Origin of the sequence: Pseudomonas sp. Y24-6 (genome assembly GCF_020295325.1) — a bacterium.
In the GTDB taxonomy this organism is placed as follows: Bacteria; Pseudomonadota; Gammaproteobacteria; order Pseudomonadales; family Pseudomonadaceae; genus Aquipseudomonas; species Aquipseudomonas gregormendelii.
This window is the reverse complement of record NZ_JACBXG010000001.1, coordinates 60,420-78,122: the sequence shown is the minus strand read 5'-3', so window position 1 is coordinate 78,122 and position 17,703 is coordinate 60,420. Positions and strand designations below refer to the sequence as shown.

The window sequence follows — 17,703 nt, the reverse complement described above, 5'->3', positions numbered from 1 at the left end:
CGCCTCCGACATCCAGTCCCCGCTGCGGAGCGCGTCATGCACAACAATAAGAATTTCAAGCATCGTTATTTGCCTGCCTTGATCGCCAGCCTGTCGGCCCTGGGCTTGAGCCCGATGGCCCAAGCCGAGATCGTGCTGTACGACAAGGACCAGACGACTTTTTCCACCGACGGTTACATCAATGCCTTTTACGTCAACAGTGATGTGGACCGCGAGGGCGAGCAGTACGACCGGCGCCAGTCGCGGGTCAAGATGGGCTTCCTGCCCAATTACCTGGGCTTCAACATGGGCAAGCAGATCGATGACCTGAAGCTCGGTGCGCGCGCTTCTTTCTGGGTGACCATCAACGACAGTGAAACCAATGGCACCGACACGGCCATCGACGTCCGCCAGTTCTACGGTACGGTCGCCAATCCCGAATGGGGCGAGGTGTTGATCGGCAAGGACTTCGGCCTGTTTGCCCGCTCCAACATCCTGCTCGACGAACTGCTCGCCGGGTACGGCCAGGTCAGCGATACCCTGGGCCTGGTGGACGGTGGCGGCGTGTCGTTCGGCAATATCGGCAGTGGTTATCCGTACCCGTTTCCCACTTCGCAGATCACCTACCGTACGCCGGTGATGGACGGTTTGCGGGTGGCGGTGGGGATCATGGACCCGGTGGACACCAACGACAGTAGCCCGACGGGCAAGGCCTACCAGGAGAACCCGCGAACCGAGAGCGAGATCACCTACCAGTTCGACCTGGCCGGTGCGCAGATCTACAGCTGGGTCAACGGCAGCTACCAGACCTCGGACAACACTGACTCAAGCGTCGAGTCCGTGACCTCCAAGGGCGTTGGTTACGGCGTGCAGGCGAAGATGGGGGGCTTGTCGCTGACCGGTTCCGGCTTCCAGGCCAAGGGCATCAACCCGTTCTTCACCAACAACGCCGGGGAGCCGACGTTGCGCAACGTCGACAGCGACGGTTACCTGCTGCAAGGCTCTTACAAACTCGGCAAGAACCGCCTGGCACTGTCCTACGGCAAGACCAAGGACGACGGCAACGGCGTCGTCGGCAGCGGCGCGGATTACGAGACCCGCGGTATTGCGCTGTTCCATGACGTCAACAGCAACCTCAAGCTGGTGGCCGAGTACAACCAGTTCGAAATCAACGGGCACGACACCAGTGCGCAGAATGAAGACACCGATACCTTCGCGGTGGGGGCGGTGTTGACCTGGTAAGAGCAAATTCGCCTCCCTTGTAGGAGCGAGCTTGCTCGCGATGGACGCACAGGCACCGCGTGTATGCAGGCAGTCCCCGTCATCGTTAACGTCCATCGCGAGCAAGCTCGCTCCTACAGGGGGGCGTTGTTTGGGAGATTCGGTGCGGCTCTCATCCCATCGAAGCGGCTACCCGCTACCCAAGTAGCATAGGTCGCAGCCTGCCGCGTTCGTACACTCGTGCCTCATACACGCGCACCTGCGGGAGGCGACAATGCAGCAGGTTCACAGTGATGGTGTGGTCAGTGCGATGTCCCAGGCCACCGATGCCCAGCAGGTGGCCCAGGAGCTGGCGCGGCAGTTACTGCATCCGCACCTGGGCTTCGTGCTGTTCTTCTGTTCCGCCGAATACAACCTGCAGGCGCTGGGCCAGGCGTTGCAGCAGAGCTTTGGCGGGATTCGCCTGGTCGGTTGCACCAGCGCCGGGGAAATCACCCCGCTGGGCTACGGGCGCAATTGCGTGACGGCGGTGGGGTTTGATCACCGGCACTTCTCCATCGACGCCGAGCTCATCGACGAAATGGAGCGTTTCAGCCTGATCGACGCCCAGCAGATGGTCGAGCGCCTGGTCAGCGGTTGTCGCAGCAATACCCTGGCACCGATCAAGGGCAACAGCTTCGCCCTGACCCTGCTCGATGGCTTGTCGAGTCGTGAAGAAATGGTCCTGGCTGCCCTCAGCGCCGCCTTCGGCGATATCCCGCACTTTGGTGGCTCGGCCGGTGACGACAACTATCTCACGCATACCCACGTGTATTTTGGTGGCGAGTTCCACAGCGGCGCGGCCGTGGTGGTGCTGGTCAACACCTGGCTGGATTTCGAAGTGTTCACCACCCACCACATTCTGCCCCGGGCGGAAAAACTGGTGGTGACCGGCGCCGACAGTGCGTCGCGGCGGGTCTTTGAGCTCAATGCCGAGCCCGCCGCCGAGGAATACGCCCGGCACATCGGCGTGCCGGTGGCCGAGCTCGATCACCGGATCTTCGCCGCGCACCCCTTGGCGGTGCGCATCAACGACCAGTACTACGTGCGGGCCATCCAGCAGGTTCATCCGGACCTGAGCCTGAGTTTCTACTGCGCGGTGGAAAACGGCATCGTCCTCACGGTCATGACGCCGGGGCCGATGCTGCCCAACCTGCAAGACCTGTTCGACGGCTTGCACGAGCGACTTGGCGAGCTGCTGCTGACCCTCGGCTGCGACTGTTTCCTGCGGCGCATGGAGCTGGAAAACAGCGGCAACCTGGAGCAGGTCGGGGCATTTTTGCGTGACCAGCGGGTGATGGGTTTCAACACCTACGGAGAACAGTTCAATGGCATGCATATCAACCAGACCTTCACCGGCGTTGCCATTGCCCGGGGCCGCACCCCTGGACAGCGCTGAACTCCAGGCGCAACTCGCCAGCCTGCGCCACGAAAATCAAAAGCTGCAGCGGATCAACAGCGCGCTGATCGAGCGCATCGAGTCGGGCGTCACCCGGGGCAATGATCCCTACGCGGCCTTCCAGCACTCAGTGGTACTGGCCGAGCAGGTGCGTGAGCGCACCGATGCGTTGAACCAGGCCATGGCCGAGCTCAAGTCGGGCAATCACTTGCTCAGCGAAGCACGCCTGCGCGCGGAAACGGCCCACCAGCATTTGATCGACGCCATCGAGAGTATTTCCGATGCATTCGTGCTGTTCGATGCCGACCAGCGCATCGTCCTGTTCAACAGCCGCTTCAAGGCGTTCTGGATCCATAGCCGCGTGAGGATCAATGCAGGCATGCGCCTGGCCGAGGTCAAACGGCTGATGAGCGCGACCGGGCTGTTCACCGAAGAGCCTCGTGGGCACGCCGACGAAAGCCTGTTGTATCGTCTGCAGGACGGGCGCTGGTTGCAAGTCAGCGAGCGGCCGACCCAGGAAGGCGGCCGGGTGATCCTGTTCACCGACATCACCGACGTCAAACTCAACGAGACCCTGCGCCGCGAGCAGGCGGTGGCGCAAAAATCCCACCTGTTGCAGCGTGCGGTCGACAACCTGTCCCAGGGTGTGGCGATGGTCAATGCCGACGGCGTGCTGGAATTGTGGAACCGGCGCTTCCTCGAATTGAGTGGCCTGGCGCCGGTGGCGGCCCACCGACCGTTTGCCGAGGTGATCGCCGACAGTGAGCTGCACCTGCTGACCCCTGCCAGCCGCGACGTCAACGGGCGGCCGGTGCAGGAATGCGAACAGCGCCTGTACGATGGCCGGGTGCTGGAAATTCGCACTCACCCGCTGCCCACCGGCGGCTTCGTCAACACCTTCACCGACATCACCGAACGCTACCAGCACGCGGAGGCCCTGAGCGAGAGCGAGCGCTGGATTCGCCTGATCACCGACCACGTGCCGGCGCTGATCGCCTACCTCAATGCCGACCTGGTCTACGAGTTCACCAACAAGGTCTACGAACAATGGTACTGCTGGCCCCGGGGCGTGATGCTTGGCCAGAGCCTGCGCGAGGTGCACAGCGAACAACATTATCAGCGCCTGGAAGCCTATGTGGCGCGGGCCCTGGCCGGGGAGAGCGTGACGTTCGAGTTCGCCGAAACCAATATCAACAACCAGGAGCGCTACATGTTGCGCTCCTACGTGCCCAATCGGCTGGCCACCGGGGAAGTGGTGGGGATCTTCGTGTTGATCCGCGACATCACCGAGCGCCGCCGCACCGCCGAGGCGCTGCATCAGGCGTATCAGAACCTGGAGTTGCGCGTGCGTGAGCGCACGGCGGAACTGACGACCCTCAACGACCAGTTGCTGCGTGAAATCGATGAGCGTCGGCGAGTGGAGTCGCGGCTGCGCGAGGCCAAGCTCGAAGCCGAACAGGCCAACCTGTCGAAGACCAAATTTCTTGCCGCGGTCAGCCACGACCTGCTGCAACCACTGAATGCCGCGCGTCTGTTTACCAGTGCCTTGCTTGAGCGCCGGGAGCCGATGGCCAACGAAATCCTGGTGCGCAACGTCAGCAATTCCCTGGAGGACGTGGAAAACCTGCTGGGAACCCTGGTGGATATTTCCAAGCTTGATGCCGGGGTGATCAAGGCCGACATCGCGCCGTTCGCCCTCAGCGAACTGCTGGAGAACCTCGCCGCCGAGTACACCCAGGTGGCCCGCAGCGAGGGACTTGAACTGCACTTCATCGGCTGTTCGGCATTGGTGCGCAGCGACATCCAGTTGCTCGCCAGGATCCTGCGCAACCTGCTCAGCAACGCCATTCGCTATACCTACAGCGGTCGTGTGGTGCTGGGTTGCCGACGGCATCATCAGCGCTTGTCGATCGAGGTCTGGGACAGCGGCATGGGCATCGCGGAGAACCGCCTGGAGGAGATTTTCCAGGAGTTCAAGCGCGGCGATGTCCAGCGTCCGGATCAGGATCGCGGCCTGGGGCTGGGCCTGGCGATCGTGGAAAAAATTGCCGGGATACTCGGGCACCGGATTCACGTGCGTTCATGGCCGGGCAGGGGGTCGATGTTTTCTGTCGAGGTGCCGATCAGCGCGACTGCGCCCAAGGCGTTACCCAACCCGTTGATGAGTGAGCCCATGCTGGAACGCCTGCGCGGGGCACGGGTATGGGTGCTGGATAACGACGCAGCCATTTGCGCGGGCATGCGCACGTTACTGGAGGCCTGGGGGTGTGTGGTGGTCACCGCGTTGTCAGAGCAGGACCTGGCACGGCAGGTGGACAATTACCACCAGGATGCCGATCTGCTGATCGCCGATTATCATCTGGATGACGAGCAAAACGGCGTGGACGCTGTCGCCCGTATCAATGCGCGCCGGGCCTGCACGATTCCGGCCATGATGATCACCGCCAACTACAGCAACGAACTGAAACTGCAGATTCGCGAGCTGGGCCACACCCTGATGCACAAGCCGGTGCGGCCAATGAAACTGAAGACGGCGATGAGTCATTTGCTTGGCAGGCCTTGAGCCTCGAGCCTTGCGCGGGTACTGCCGGCCTCATCGCGAGCAGGCTCGCGATGGGCACGATCCGACCTTGCAGGCCACTTAACGCCGCAGATATGAGCCGAAATCTATATCCCCTGCACTCAAGATCGCCTGCACCCGGTTGTGCACATTGAGTTTGCGCAAAATCGCCGACACGTGCGCCTTCACCGTGGTCTCGGCAATTTCCAGGGTGTAGGCGATCTGCTTGTTCGACTCGCCCTTGGTCATGCGCTCCAGTACCAGCAACTGCTTGCGCGTCAGCGCCTGGAGCAGTTCCGGGGGAAAGCTGGGGGTATCGTTCATCCGCCGATGGGTCCCGCTTTTCTGCGTGCGGATGATGTCTGGCGGCAGGTAGACGTTGCCGTTGAGGATCTGCTGGATGGCCTCGGTCATCTGCACCCGTGGCGAAGATTTGGTGATGAAGCCCACCGCGCCATAGGTGATGGCTTGCAGCACGATCTGCTTGTCCTGTTCGGCTGAGACAATCACTACCGGAATGGTCGGTGCCTCGTTGCGCAGGTTGATCAGGCCATTAAGGCCATGCATGCCCGGCATGTTCAGGTCGAGCAGGATCAGGTCGAGGTCATCGTGGTCCTGGGTCAACAGCAGGGCGCTGTCCAGGTCGGCGGTTTCCATCACTTCACTGCCGGGGAATCCGTCGCTGATGACATTGTGAATGGCTTCGCGAAACAGCGGGTGATCGTCGGCAATCAGAATTTTGTACATAGCCTTTCACCTCATTATTTTGATTATGGTGGGGCAACAACACGCAGGCGTAAAGATCAGGGAAAGGGTTCGGGCTGGGCGGGTGTCACGGGCAGGTTGGCGGCCTGCCAGGCGTCCAGGCCGTCGCGGTACCAGTACAGTGTCTTATAGCCCATTGCGGCAGCGCGCTTGACCGCGTTCCAGCTCAACCAGCAGTCCGAGCGGCAGTAGAACACCAGCGGTTGTGCCTGATTACCCTGGGTCAGGGCTTCAAGGTTACGCGCGAAATACGCAGTCCAGGCCGCAGTCAGGTCACCGTCACCGGTGTTGGCCAGCCAATGGCTGCCGGGTAGATTTTCGTGGGGCTGGTCTTCGATGAATTTCCCTTGCAGCCATTGGCGGCGGTATACGTCGATCAGCACCGGGCGCGGGGTCTGGCTCAGCAGGGCTTGCAGGGCGGCGGTGTCGATGATCGTCGCGCCCTGCGCTTGAGCCGGGGTAGGGCTGCGGTACAACCCGATGCGATAACCCTCGGCTGAGAACAACGCGGTCTCGGCGTGGGCGGTGCAAAGGAGCAGGCTCAGGGACAGCGCAGCGAGTGTGGGACGCAGAAGGCGACGTCGGGCACGGGACATGGGGGCAATCCTTATAGTTATGGGCCCATTACATGCCAGTCGCGGTGCGTTGGGAATGCGACGATAGACAGGAAAACCCGTACTAAAGTAGTAATTTTTACCCTGCGCACCCCGTTCCCGGTGAATGAATGAAGCTTCCACAGTGGGTCCCTGTCGGGGTGTCGAACACGATGCAGGCTCAGGTCGATTTGCGCAGGGCCGCGTGTTGCGGGTTGAAGGTCATCACCGCGAGCAGCGCAAACACCAGGGTCAATGCAACGCAGACGGCCAGCGCCAGCGGATTGAACCGCTCATACAACGCAAACCGCACCAATTCCACCGCATGAGTAAACGGGTTGATCGCGCACAGCCAATACAACCACTCACTCGACTCGCGCATCTTCCACAGCGGGTACAGGGCCGATGACAGGAAAAACAACGGGAAAATCACGAAGTTCATCACCCCGGCAAAGTTTTCCAGCTGGCGGATGGCGTTGGACAGCAACAACCCCAGGGCGCTGAGCATCAACGCCACCAGCAGCAACGCGGGCAAGGCGACCAGCAGGCCCATGGCCGGCGGTTGCACGCCGTACACCCAGGCAATCGCCAGGAAGGCATACACCTGCAACAGCGAAATCAGCGCGGTGGCCAGCAGCTTGCTGCACAGCAGGAAGGTCCGCGGCAGCGGGCTGGTCAGCAGCACGCGCATGCTGCCCATCTCCCGGTCGTAGACCATCGACAGCGAGCCCTGCATGCCGTTGAACAGCAGGATCATGCAGGCAAGGCCCGGGATGATGTACACCTCGTAGGGGATGTAGGTGTCGTAGGGCTCGATGATCGCGATCCCCAGCGCTGCTCGGAAACCGGCGGCGAACACCAGTAGCCACAGCAAAGGCCGCACCAGCGCGCTGAGGAAACGCGTGCGTTGCAGCACAAAGCGCAGCCATTCGCGCAGCACGATGCCGCTGAAGCATTGCCAGTACGCATTCATCGTGGAGCTCCCGGGTTGGTCAGGTGCGCGAAAGCCGAACCCAGGTCGCCGCCGTGCTCAAGGCTCAGGGCATCAGCCTGGCCACTGGCGACCAGGCGTCCTTGATGCAGGATCAACAGGTCGTCGCCGGCTTGCACTTCGTCGAGCAGGTGAGTGGTCCAGAGCACGCTGATCTGCTGCTCGCGGCACAGGCTGCGGATGTGCTGGTTCAGGGCCAGGCGGCTGGCTGGATCGAGGCCCGCACTGGCCTCGTCGAGCAGCAGCAGGCGCGGTTCGTGCAACAGCGCACGGGCGATTTCCACCCGACGGCGGTGCCCGCCATTGAGCTCGCGAACCCGTTCACCACGCCGCTCTGTCAGGCCCTGGCGCGCCAGCTCGGCATCGACCCGCAGCGCGGTCTGGCGGCGGCCCAGGCCATGCAACGCCGCGTGATAGCGCAGGTTCTGTTCAACGCTGAGGTCCAGGTCCAGGGTACTTTGCTGGAACACCACACCCAACTGCCTGAGGGCCGGGTGTGGCGCAGTGCGCAGTGAGCACTGACCCACGACAATGTCGCCGCGTTGCAGGTCGTAGAGTCGGGTAAGCAAGGCGATAAGCGTGGATTTGCCGGCGCCGTTGGGCCCCAGTAATGCGGCAAACCGCCCTGGCGCGAGGCTGAAACTCACCTTGCGCAACGCCTCACGCGCGCCGTAGGCAAAGCTCAGGTCACTGACCTCCAGCGCGTTCATGGCGTGACCACCACGCCCCACGGATAACGTCCAACCTTGACCGACTTGCTGACCTTGAGGCTGTCGACATCGATCACCGATACGTCACCGCTGACCCCGTTAGTGGCCAGCAGCTGCTTCTGATCCGGGGTAAACGCCATCTGCCAGACTCGCCGGCCCACCAGCAGGTAATCGAGGATCTCGAAGGTCTTGGCGTCAATCACCGCCACATGATTGGCCGGGCCGAGGGCGACGAAGCCGTATTTGCCATCGGCACTGAGCTTGATGCCCACCGGCTGCACCTTGTCCGGGTGCACACCCTTGATCTGGAACGTCAGGGTCTTGAGCACCTGGCGGGTCGCCACGTCGAGAATGGTCACCGTGCCGCCGATTTCCGCCGAGGCCCACAATTGCGCACCGCTCGGGGTGAACTCGACGAAGCGCGGGCGCTGGTCTACCAGCGTGCTGTCGGCCAGGGTCTGGGTGCTGGTGTCGATCCAGTGCAGCATGTTGGTGGTTTCGCTGGTGTTGACCGCCCATTTGCCGTCGGGACTGACGGCCATGCCTTCGGGTTCGACGCCGACACTGATCTGGCCCAGCACCTTGGAGGTTTCGGTGTCGATCACCGTCACCAGCGCATCGTCTTCGTTGGAGACATACAACCAGCGATTGTTAGGGTGCAGGGCGAACTGCTCGGGGTCCTTGCCGGATGGCAGTTCCTTGATGATCTTGCGCGTGGCGACGTCCATGACCTGCACGCGATCCGAGTCGCTGGCGCAGATGTACAGCAGCTTGTTGTCGTGGGACAGCAACAGGCCTCGTGGACGCTGGCCGACGGGCAGGGTATCGGTGACCTGCAGGGTCTGCATGTCGATCAGGCTGAGGCTGTTGTCCTTCTCGTTGGAGACCCAGGCGGTGCTCGCCGCGGCATGCCCGGCGGCGAGCAGCAGGGCGCATGAGAGCAGGGTGCGGCGCATGGCGGATTCCTTTTTGTTGTTGTAGTTGTTGAACGTCAGGGGTCAGGGAAAGCGGCAGCTGACCTCGGGCTTGTCGTAGCCCAGGCTGTCCATCTCATTGAAGGGGTGCAGGAAGCCTTCCTGGGGCGAGGTGCTGACCAGCGCCCGGGGTTGCACGACAGGAATGGGCTGGCGCAGTTGACCGTTCCACGGCCGATAACTGAGCTTGCGGCCCTTGAAACCGTCCAGGGGCAGTTGATCGCTGAGTTGCAGCTGACGGATTGCCAGGGGATCTGCCTGGCGCAGCTTGCTCACCGCGCTGGCGACGCTGCGCACGGCGATCCAGGCGGCAAAATCCCGGTCGTTCATCCAGCGGCCGGCCAGGGCTTCGAAACGCTTCTGCAACTGCGCGGCGCCGTAGGTTTCCACGGTTTTGTGCCAGCCCACCGGGGTCAGGCCCTGGGTGCCGGCGACGGGACGTGGGTACCAGGTCTGGTAGGGCACGTATTCACCAAAGTCGCCGCGCTCATCGGCTACCAGCACCACTTCGTACTCGGCGGTCTGGGTGAACAGTGGCATGTCGGCCTGGGCGCTGCGGCGCTGGTCGTTGTCGAAGCTCCAGGCTTTCTCCGCCACCAGCTTCAAGCCGAAGCGTTTCGCTGCACGCCTCAGGGCTGCGGCATAGGCTTGATCGTCGGCGGTCGGGCCGACGATCAGCAGCGCCCGCTGCCATTTGCGCACCACCAGGAATTGCGCCAGGGCGTCCGCCAGCATCGCCCGGCTCGGCAGGCTGTGCAGCACGTTCGCCAGGCAGTCGGTGGTGCGCAAGCTGTCGTCGGGGCTGCCCGCGTTGAACAGCAGGCTGTCGGGCAGGGCCGCACTGAGCTGGCGCAGGCTGTCGACAGGGACGTTCACCACGAACAACCGCAGACCTTGCTGGTGTTGCGCCTTGGCCGCCTCGAGCAGGGCTTGCTGGCTGTCGGCACTGCCGTCGACCAAGGTGTAGCTCTGGTTGAGAAAGCGCCCGGTACTGTTGCTGTCGGTGATCGCCAGTTCGGCGCCGCGCAGGCCGGCATCGACCGGTTCGGCAATGATGTTCGACAGCAAGGGACCCGGGTCGGGGCGATAGCCCAGGTAGCCGATCCGCACCTGCAACGGCGCCTCGGCGGCCCGGCTGTGAGCGGACGGCACGGCGCTGCAGGCGATCGCCAGCAGGCAGGTCAGGGCGTAGGGGGCTAGCTGGCGCATGGTGCACTCCGTTCCAGGTAGCGCCAGCATAGGAACCCGAAGGGCGATAAGAAATATGCAGAAAGTACCAGTCAGCCAGTACCAAGGTAGTAACTCCACCTGCGCGGCGCGGTTTTAGCATGGGTTGTAACAGCCACGACCTCTGGAGGCGCTCGGCCATGCGGATTTTCAAAGCGCTACTGCTGCCGTTCCTGCTGATCCTCAGTCTGATCGGCGTGGATAAACTGCACGGCCCGCGCCCCGCGACGCTGCCGGTGTTCTCCGCGACGCCGGGGCGATAGGCATGTCGGCGCTATGGCGAATCAACCTCTGGGTCTGCGGTTTTTTCACCCTGGTGACGCTGGCGTGCACGGGCTTGCTGTTGCATCAGGCGCTGGCGGATGTGGAGCGCGAACTGCAATCGGCCCAGGCCGTGGTCGAGTACCTGAGTGAAACTGCCGAGCGCGACCCGGCCAGTTTGCAACCCGGGCTCACCCGCAGCTTGCGGCATGTGCGGGTGCGCTGGCTGGAACCCGGCGAGGCGCCTCGGGAGGACGCTCAACATGGCCCGGAGGCGTGGCTTGCCGGCGTGCTGTTTGCCCAGACGCGGCACCACGAGCGGGTGCTGGCGCTGCAGGATGGCCGTCGGGTGCAGATTGCGGTCGATCCGCGTGACGAGATCGACGAGGTCTGGGATTCCCTCCAGCAACTGTTGGCATTGTGCGGCCTTGCGCTGCTGGTGAGCCTGCTCACCATTCGCTGGGCGGTTGGCCGCGGCATGGGCCTGCTCGATGAATTACTGCGGGCCCTGCAGCAGGTGTCCGACGGCCAGCTGAAGGTGCGCCTGCCCACCGAAGGGGTCCCTGAAGCACGGCAGCTGGCGACGCATTTTAATCAGATGGCCCAGGCGCTGGAGCAGGCTTGCGCCGATAACGCGCATTTGACCCGGACCTTGCTGGCAGTGCAGGAGCAGGAGCGCACTCATCTGGCGCAGACCCTGCACGACGATCTCGGCCAGTACCTGGCGGGTATTCGCGCCCAGGCCTGTCTGCTGCGCTGGGTCGCGGACCAGCCGCAAGCAGTGGAACGCACGGTGCGCGAACTGGAACACAACTGCGAGCATCTGCAGCAAGGTTTCCGCGCCCTGGTGCAGGACCTTTACCCGGTGGTACTGCAGCACCTGCCCCTGGAGGAGGCAGTGGCTGTGCTGGTGGAGCAATGGCAAGCCCGCCAGGGCATCGAATGCCAGCTGCGGGTCAGCGTGCAGATGCCAGCGTTGTCCAGCAGCAGTAAAACTCATCTTTATCGACTGCTGCAGGAGGCCTTGACCAACATCGTGCGCCATGCCGATGCCAGCCAGGTGCGGATCCGCCTGCAGCATCAGGGTGGTCGCTTGCGTTTGCTGGTGCGTGACAATGGCCGAGGCGCACGGCAACCGCAGCAGCCGGGCGTCGGCCTGTACTCGATGTGCGAGCGCGCCCGCAGCCTGGGCGGCGAGCTGCGGATTATCAGCCATCCCGGTGCCGGTTGGGCGCTGGCCTTGAACATGCCATTGGAGGTGTGATGAATATTCTGCTGGTTGATGACCACGCCGTGGTCCGCCAGGGCTACGCGAGTTTGCTGCGCGCCCTGCTGCCAGCTTTGCAAGTGCGCGAAGCCGCCACTGGCGAAGAGGCTTTGATCCGCGTGCAGGAAGCGGTGCCGAACCTGGTGATCATGGATTTTGGCCTGCCAGGCATCAGCGGCCTGGAGACCACCCGCCGCCTGCGTCAGCGCCTGCCGCAATTGCGCGTGCTGTTTTTCAGCATGCACGATGAATTACCGCTGGTGCGCCAGGCCCTGGAAGCGGGGGCCTCGGGTTACCTGACGAAAAGCTCGGCACCTGAGGTGCTGATCGAGGCCGTGCGGCGCATCCTGGCCGGGCACGCCTATATCGAACAACCCCTGGCCACGCAACTGGCCTGCCATCCGCAACACGACGCCAGCGACCCGCGCCTGCAGAGCATGACCCAGCGCGAGCTGGAAATTTTCGTGATGCTCGCCAAGGGCACCCCGGCCCGGATGATTGCCGAGCAATTGAGCATCAGCGCCAAGACCGTCTCCAATCACCTGACTTTGCTCAAGAGCAAACTGCAGGTCAGCTCCCACGCGGAGCTGGTGCATCTGGGCATCGATATGGGAGTGGTGCGCAAGGCGGGGTGAAAGAACACACCCGTTCCCATGGTAGAAGCTTGGCCGGCTCATTTATTCCACGTTGTCGGACATCCCGAACACCCCTCCATATTGGCATCCTGAAAGTTCGCATAATGCTGCCGCGAGCCGCTCAGGTTCGCCTGCTCGAGATTACTTTCACCAAATTTGGACTCCTGCAGATTCGCGTCTGCGAGATTTGCACCCTTGAGATCCGCCTTGCTCAGCCAGGTCATCTCCAGATCTGCCGCACGCAGGTTGGTATTGTGCATCCTGGCCCCGGAAAGCCGGGCGAATTGCAGGTAGGCACCACTGAGGTCGGCATCCTGGAATTGTGCGCCCTGGGCAAACATGCCCCAGCCCTGGATCGCCAGCAACTTTGCCCCGGTGAGATCCGCCAGGCGCAGGTTGCTCTGTTGCAGGCTGGCGCGTGTCAGGTTGGCGCCTTGCAACCGGGCTTTTTCCAGGTTTGCCAGGTCCAGGCGCGCATGGCGCAGGTCGGCCCCGCGCAAGTCGGCCCCGCTGAGGTTCATGTTGCGCAGGTCCTGGTTACTCAGGTTCGCGCCCTTGAGGTCGGCACCGGGGCACTGGCTGTGATCGGCGATGGTGCAGCCGTTGATGATGAGCGGAGCGTCGGCGTCGTCGGCGTAGGTCGGGGTGACGGTTAGCAAAAGCAGGAGGGGCAGGTATTTCATGGCGAGGTCTCAGAGGGAACACGTAGGAGCAATCCTGTGGGAGCAAGACTTGCCCGCGATGGCGGGGGCATATCCGAAACGGATCGGCCTGACACACTGCCATCGCCGGCAAGCCTTGGTCCCACAGGGGTAGTGGTTTACTTTTGGGCTACCTGGCTATCCCAACTCGGAATCTTGAACACCCAGAACGACCCGCCCTGAGCCACCGGCTTGGTCAGTTCGGCCATGTCGCCGCCCCACAACGGCACCGCGCCGCCATAGCCAACGGTCACCCCGATGTACTGCTCGCCATCCTGCTCCCAGGTGATTGGCGGCGAGACGATGCCGCTGCCGGTCTGGAACTTCCACAGCTCCTTGCCGGTTTTCGCATCGAAGGCCTTGAAGAAACCATCACCGGTACCGGTAAACACCAGGTTGCCCTTGGTCGCCAACACACCGGCCCACAACGGCAAGGCCTCCTTGTGTTCCCACACCACCTTGCCGGTGGTCGGGTTCATCGCGCGCAGGCTGCCGACGTGATCGTCGTACATGCGCTTGATACGGAAGCCCATGCCCAGATAAGCCGAGCCTTTCTTGTAGCTGACCTCCTCGGTCCAGTACTCCTCCTTCCACTGGTTGCCAGGGATATAGAACAGCCCGGTGTCCTGGCTGTAAGCCATGGGGTTCCAGTTCTTGCCACCGAGGAACGGCGGTGAAACCTCCACAGGCTTGCCCTTGGTCTCGCCCGGTAGTGGCTTGGCTGGACGCTGGCCTTCGTTTTCCACCGGCCGCCCGGTCTTGAGGTCGATGTGACTGGCCCAGGTGATGTTATCGACGAAGGGGAAGGCGTTCTGCAATTTGCCGTTGTTGCGATCGACCACATAAAAGAACCCGTTGCGGTCAGCATGGCCGGTGGCCTTGACCGTCTTGCCGTCCTTGTCCTTGTAGTCGAACAGGACCAGCTCGTTGTTGCCGGAGAAATCCCAGGCGTCGTTCGGGGTGTGCTGGTAGAACCATTTCACTTCGCCGGTGCTTGGGTCGACGCCGACCTGGCCCGAGGTGTAGAGGCTGTCGTAATCGTGGGGATTGCCATCCTTGGGCGTGCGCGCCCAGGTGTTCCAAGGGCCGGGGTTACCGGCGCCGACGATGATGGTGTTGGTTTCCGGATCGAAGCTCGCACTCTGCCACGGTGCGCCGCCCCCATGGCTCCAGGCCTCGACCTTGCCGGTTTCAGTGGTCGGGTCATTCGGCCAGGACGGCGCCTTGACGTCGCCGGTGGGGGTGCTGTCCTTGCCGTTCAGGCGGCCCACGTGACCTTCGACGAAAGGCCGCATCCAGACTTCCTCTCCGGTGTCCGGGTCGCGGGCAAACAGTTGCCCGACCACGCCGAACTCATCGCCGGAGCTGCCATGGATCAGCAGCACCTTGCCGCTGGTCTTGTCCTTGATCAGCACCGGTGCGCCGGTCATGGTGTAGCCGGCGGCATGGTCACCGAACTTCTTGTTCCAGACCACTTTGCCGGTGTTCTTGTCCAGGGCGATCAGGCGTGCATCCAGGGTGCCAAAGTAGATCTTGTCGCCGAAGATCGCGGCACCGCGGTTAACCACGTCACAGCACGGACGAATGTTGTCCGGCAGACGATGGTTGTAGGTCCACAGGCGCTTGCCGGTCTTGGCGTCCAGCGCGAAGACCCGCGAATAAGACCCGGTGACATAGACCACGCCGTCACTGACGATGGCCTGGGATTCCTGGCCGCGCTGCTTCTCGTCCCCGAACGAATAGGACCAGGCCGGCGTCAGCTTGAACACGTTTTTGTCGTTGACCTGGGCCAGCGGGCTCCAGCGCTGGGCGTTGGTGCCCATGCCGTACTGCAGCACGTCCTTGGTGGTCAGGTGATCATTGGCAATGTCCTCCCACGAAACGTTGCGGGTAGGGGCTGCGGCTGCAGTGGCGGCATGGCTGGCAGTGCCCAGCGACAGGCTGCTCACCAGTACGAAGGCCTGCACGGCAAGGGTCAAGGGGGAAAGGGCGGGTAGCGATCTTATTGTCATGGTTGCAGTTCCCTGTGGAAGTTTTGGCCTGCACAGGGTGGTGCGCCGGGTGGGTTGGCGGATACGGAAAATATCCCGCTGTGGCCGGGAAAACTTCCCAAGGGGCACCTGATTTGGGTGTGCGCCACAAGCCCTACTACCAAGGGACTAGAAGGCGGCCACCAAAGCAGCATGGGGCTGGCGCCAGGTGCTTCCTAAGATGGTTGCCATAGCCTCTTTAAAGAGGTTTTGCGTGCAATCCTGAGGGCATAACAATGACAACAAAACGCAACGCCTTGCTTGTTGCCGGACTGCTGGCCGGGTTTATCAGTACGGGGTCCGCCTGGGCTCACGGCAACGTCGTCCCCCAAGCCGTCGAAACCCAGGGGCTGACCCCTGTCAAGGACGCTGGCGTGCCGCTCGATGCCGATGGCTGGGCCGCAGTAAACCCTTATCGAACCTCGCCGCAGCACGACAAGGCGGTGGAAATCGGCTCTTCGGCCTACAACCAGAACTGCGCGGCCTGTCATGGCCTGGAAGCCAAGTCCGGTGGTATTGCCCCGGATCTGCGCATGCTCGATGTCGGAGATGCCGGTGATGAATGGTTCGTCGAACGAGTGCGCCATGGCGCCGTACGCGACGGCCGCGTGTATATGCCCAAGATGGCCGATTACCTGAGCCAGGAAGCCTTGTGGGCGGTGCGCACTTACCTGGATACGGTCCACGTCGAGGAGTAAGGCATGCGCCTGTTCACGCTGTTGATCAGTGCGTTGTTGCTGTGTTGCCAGGCGGTACAGGCGCAGGTGCGGACCTATGACGAAATGATCGCCGCCGGTGAGCTGAAAGTGGCGGTCTACAAGGATTTCGCCCCTTACAGTTTCGAAGACGCCGGTCAGGCCCGGGGCGTCGATGTAGACCTGGCCGCAGCACTGGCCAAGGCACTCGGTGTGCGCCTGACCCTGATGTGGGCGCCGGCGGGAGAAAAACTCGACGACGACCTGCGCGACTACATCTGGCGCGCCAGCCAATTGCACGACCTGCAATTGGCTGACCTGATGATGCGCGTACCCTACGATCAGGACTACGCGCGCAAGCGCAACGAGCTGGGTGAACTGGAGAACAGCCACGTGGTGATGTTCGGGCCCTACCAGAACGAGCAGTGGCAGGTCGCGTACGACCGTCGCCGCCTGGACAAGGTCGCCAGCGTGGCAGTGTTCGAGCAACATCCGATCGGCGTCGAGGTGGACAGCGTTCCGTCGTTCTACCTGACCTCGGTGTTCAACGGCATGCTCGCCGGCAAAACCCACCATTATCCCGGCGTGCCCCAGGCATTCGCCGCGATGAAGGCGGGTGAAGTCGATGCGGTGATGGCGATGCGCGGCGAGATCGACTGGCAAGTGCACGAAGCGGCCGACCCCCAGGTTGCGCTGGCGGAAAACGCCTACCCGAACATGGGCAAGCAACGCTGGGAGATCGGCATGGCGGTGCACGAAAGCAATCGACAGCTGGCGTACGCGGTCGAAGAGGCGCTGGAAGGGATGATTCGCGATGGTTCGGTCAAGGCGCTGTATGCCAGATACGGCCTTCGATATGACGTGCCTGAGATGTATCAGCAGTGAACCGGCGAGCGAGCTGCCTGCTGGCCTGCTGGCTGCCCATCGCTGCCCTTGCAGCGCCCACCGACCCCGGCAAAGACCCGGTGCCGTCGGTGATGTGGGCTTTTTACCACAAGCAAATGCTCGGTGACGCGCCGTTCGTGTTCGATGACCGGGTAAAATTGCTGGCCCCGCCATTCGCCGAAGACGCCCGGCAGGTACCGCTGGAGATCGACGCGCGGGCGTTCAAGGGCGAAGTGGTGAAAATCCTCGCCTGGGCCGAGTTGAATCCGTTGCCGAAGATCGTCGATTTCCAGCCGGTGAGCGGGGTCTTGCCCTGGCTGTCGATCCGTATCCGCATCGAACAGGCGACCCCGTTGCGCGCTGCCGTGTTGACCCGCGACGGCCTGTGGCATGTCGGTTCGACGCTGATCGACGCGGCGGGTGGTGGCTGCACCGCGCCCAGTGTGGTGCGCACCCAGCCGGGGTGGGAGGAGCACATCGGTGAAGTGCTGGGCGGTCGATACCCGCGGGGCGAATTCAGTCGCCTGCGCCTGCAGGTCGCACATCCGATGGACAATGGCATGGTCAGTGGCATCCCGGAATTCTTCATCAATCATGCCGAGTTGCGTGATGGTCATGATCAGGTCCTGGCGCGCCTTGAGCTGTTTCCCGCCGTCAGCGAAAACCCCAACCTGACGTTCGATCTCGAAGGGGCAGGGCAGACGCGCCTGTTACTGCGCGACAACAGCGGCAATGAGTTCGATGCGGCCATTCCCTGACCCCAAGGAGCGC

The 17,703-nt window shown here is 62.7% G+C and carries 17 protein-coding genes; 9 read left to right on the top strand and 8 right to left on the bottom strand.

Annotated elements, in window-relative coordinates; translation table 11 throughout:
• Positions 1–36 precede the first annotated feature (36 nt).
• From HYI44_RS00335 to nahK, 3 genes are all read left to right on the top strand, one after another.
• A complete protein-coding gene (locus HYI44_RS00335) occupies positions 37–1,221 on the top strand; it encodes a porin (protein WP_225568454.1) in 1,185 nt (394 codons plus the stop codon).
• 253 nt (positions 1,222–1,474) lie between these two features.
• On the top strand, positions 1,475–2,638 hold the full coding sequence (nosP, locus tag HYI44_RS00330) for a nitric oxide-sensing protein NosP (protein WP_225568453.1): 1,164 nt from the start codon (positions 1,475–1,477) through the stop codon (positions 2,636–2,638).
• Positions 2,607–5,201 carry a hybrid sensor histidine kinase/response regulator NahK/ErcS' gene (nahK, locus tag HYI44_RS00325; protein ID WP_122839598.1) on the top strand — a complete coding sequence of 865 codons (2,595 nt, stop codon included), beginning with the start codon at positions 2,607–2,609 and terminating at the stop codon, positions 5,199–5,201. Before nosP ends, nahK begins: the two co-directional genes overlap by 32 nt.
• A gap of 78 nt (positions 5,202–5,279) precedes the next feature.
• Here nahK and HYI44_RS00320 read toward each other — a convergent pair whose 3' ends face one another.
• The 6 genes from HYI44_RS00320 to HYI44_RS00295 all read right to left on the bottom strand — a co-directional run bounded on the left by HYI44_RS00320 (position 5,280) and on the right by HYI44_RS00295 (position 10,440).
• Entirely contained in the window at positions 5,280–5,945 is a 666-nt protein-coding gene (locus HYI44_RS00320; RefSeq protein WP_045057702.1) for a response regulator, read from the bottom strand.
• A 56-nt stretch (positions 5,946–6,001) separates the two neighbouring features.
• Positions 6,002–6,559: a PQQ-dependent catabolism-associated CXXCW motif protein gene (locus HYI44_RS00315; protein ID WP_122839599.1), complete on the bottom strand. Its 558-nt coding sequence runs from the start codon at positions 6,557–6,559 to the stop codon at positions 6,002–6,004.
• A gap of 178 nt (positions 6,560–6,737) precedes the next feature.
• On the bottom strand, positions 6,738–7,529 hold the full coding sequence (locus HYI44_RS00310) for an ABC transporter permease (protein ID WP_122839600.1): 792 nt from the start codon (positions 7,527–7,529) through the stop codon (positions 6,738–6,740).
• Positions 7,526–8,257 (bottom strand): ABC transporter ATP-binding protein, encoded by a 732-nt coding sequence (locus HYI44_RS00305; protein ID WP_225568452.1) that lies wholly within the window; start codon positions 8,255–8,257, stop codon positions 7,526–7,528. The genes HYI44_RS00310 and HYI44_RS00305 overlap by 4 nt, the downstream gene beginning before the upstream one ends.
• Positions 8,254–9,213: a YVTN family beta-propeller repeat protein gene (locus HYI44_RS00300; protein WP_201148089.1), complete on the bottom strand. Its 960-nt coding sequence runs from the start codon at positions 9,211–9,213 to the stop codon at positions 8,254–8,256. Before HYI44_RS00300 ends, HYI44_RS00305 begins: the two co-directional genes overlap by 4 nt.
• Positions 9,214–9,255: 42 nt before the next feature.
• Positions 9,256–10,440 carry an ABC transporter substrate-binding protein gene (locus tag HYI44_RS00295; protein ID WP_225568451.1) on the bottom strand — a complete coding sequence of 395 codons (1,185 nt, stop codon included), beginning with the start codon at positions 10,438–10,440 and terminating at the stop codon, positions 9,256–9,258.
• A 158-nt stretch (positions 10,441–10,598) separates the two neighbouring features.
• Between HYI44_RS00295 and HYI44_RS29260 the strand changes: the two genes are divergently transcribed.
• From HYI44_RS29260 to HYI44_RS00285, 3 genes are read left to right on the top strand one after another with little or no spacing between them, the layout of a single operon-like run.
• Positions 10,599–10,721 (top strand): hypothetical protein, encoded by a 123-nt coding sequence (locus HYI44_RS29260; RefSeq protein ID WP_263868170.1) that lies wholly within the window; start codon positions 10,599–10,601, stop codon positions 10,719–10,721.
• 2 nt (positions 10,722–10,723) lie between these two features.
• Positions 10,724–11,983, top strand: a complete 1,260-nt coding sequence (locus HYI44_RS00290; RefSeq protein ID WP_225568450.1) for a histidine kinase — start codon at positions 10,724–10,726, stop codon at positions 11,981–11,983.
• Complete coding sequence (locus tag HYI44_RS00285; protein WP_201148088.1) at positions 11,983–12,621, top strand: response regulator transcription factor; 639 nt, start codon at positions 11,983–11,985, stop codon at positions 12,619–12,621. Before HYI44_RS00290 ends, HYI44_RS00285 begins: the two co-directional genes overlap by 1 nt.
• A gap of 38 nt (positions 12,622–12,659) precedes the next feature.
• On the opposite strand, the gene HYI44_RS00280 is transcribed toward HYI44_RS00285, so the two are convergent.
• Positions 12,660–13,304, bottom strand: coding sequence for a pentapeptide repeat-containing protein (locus HYI44_RS00280; RefSeq protein ID WP_225568449.1), 645 nt, complete (start codon positions 13,302–13,304; stop codon positions 12,660–12,662).
• A gap of 137 nt (positions 13,305–13,441) precedes the next feature.
• Positions 13,442–15,334 (bottom strand): quinoprotein ethanol dehydrogenase, encoded by a 1,893-nt coding sequence (exaA, locus tag HYI44_RS00275; RefSeq protein WP_201148086.1) that lies wholly within the window; start codon positions 15,332–15,334, stop codon positions 13,442–13,444.
• A gap of 254 nt (positions 15,335–15,588) precedes the next feature.
• On the opposite strand from exaA, the gene pedF reads away from it, so the two are divergent.
• Genes pedF through HYI44_RS00260 form a run of 3 tightly spaced genes read left to right on the top strand, consistent with a single transcriptional unit; the run spans position 15,589 to position 17,690 of the window.
• Complete coding sequence (gene pedF / locus HYI44_RS00270; protein WP_201148085.1) at positions 15,589–16,050, top strand: cytochrome c-550 PedF; 462 nt, start codon at positions 15,589–15,591, stop codon at positions 16,048–16,050.
• 3 nt (positions 16,051–16,053) lie between these two features.
• Positions 16,054–16,932 (top strand): substrate-binding periplasmic protein, encoded by an 879-nt coding sequence (locus tag HYI44_RS00265; protein WP_225568448.1) that lies wholly within the window; start codon positions 16,054–16,056, stop codon positions 16,930–16,932.
• Complete coding sequence (locus HYI44_RS00260; protein WP_225568447.1) at positions 16,929–17,690, top strand: quinoprotein dehydrogenase-associated SoxYZ-like carrier; 762 nt, start codon at positions 16,929–16,931, stop codon at positions 17,688–17,690. The genes HYI44_RS00265 and HYI44_RS00260 overlap by 4 nt, the downstream gene beginning before the upstream one ends.
• Positions 17,691–17,703: the final 13 nt, after the last annotated feature.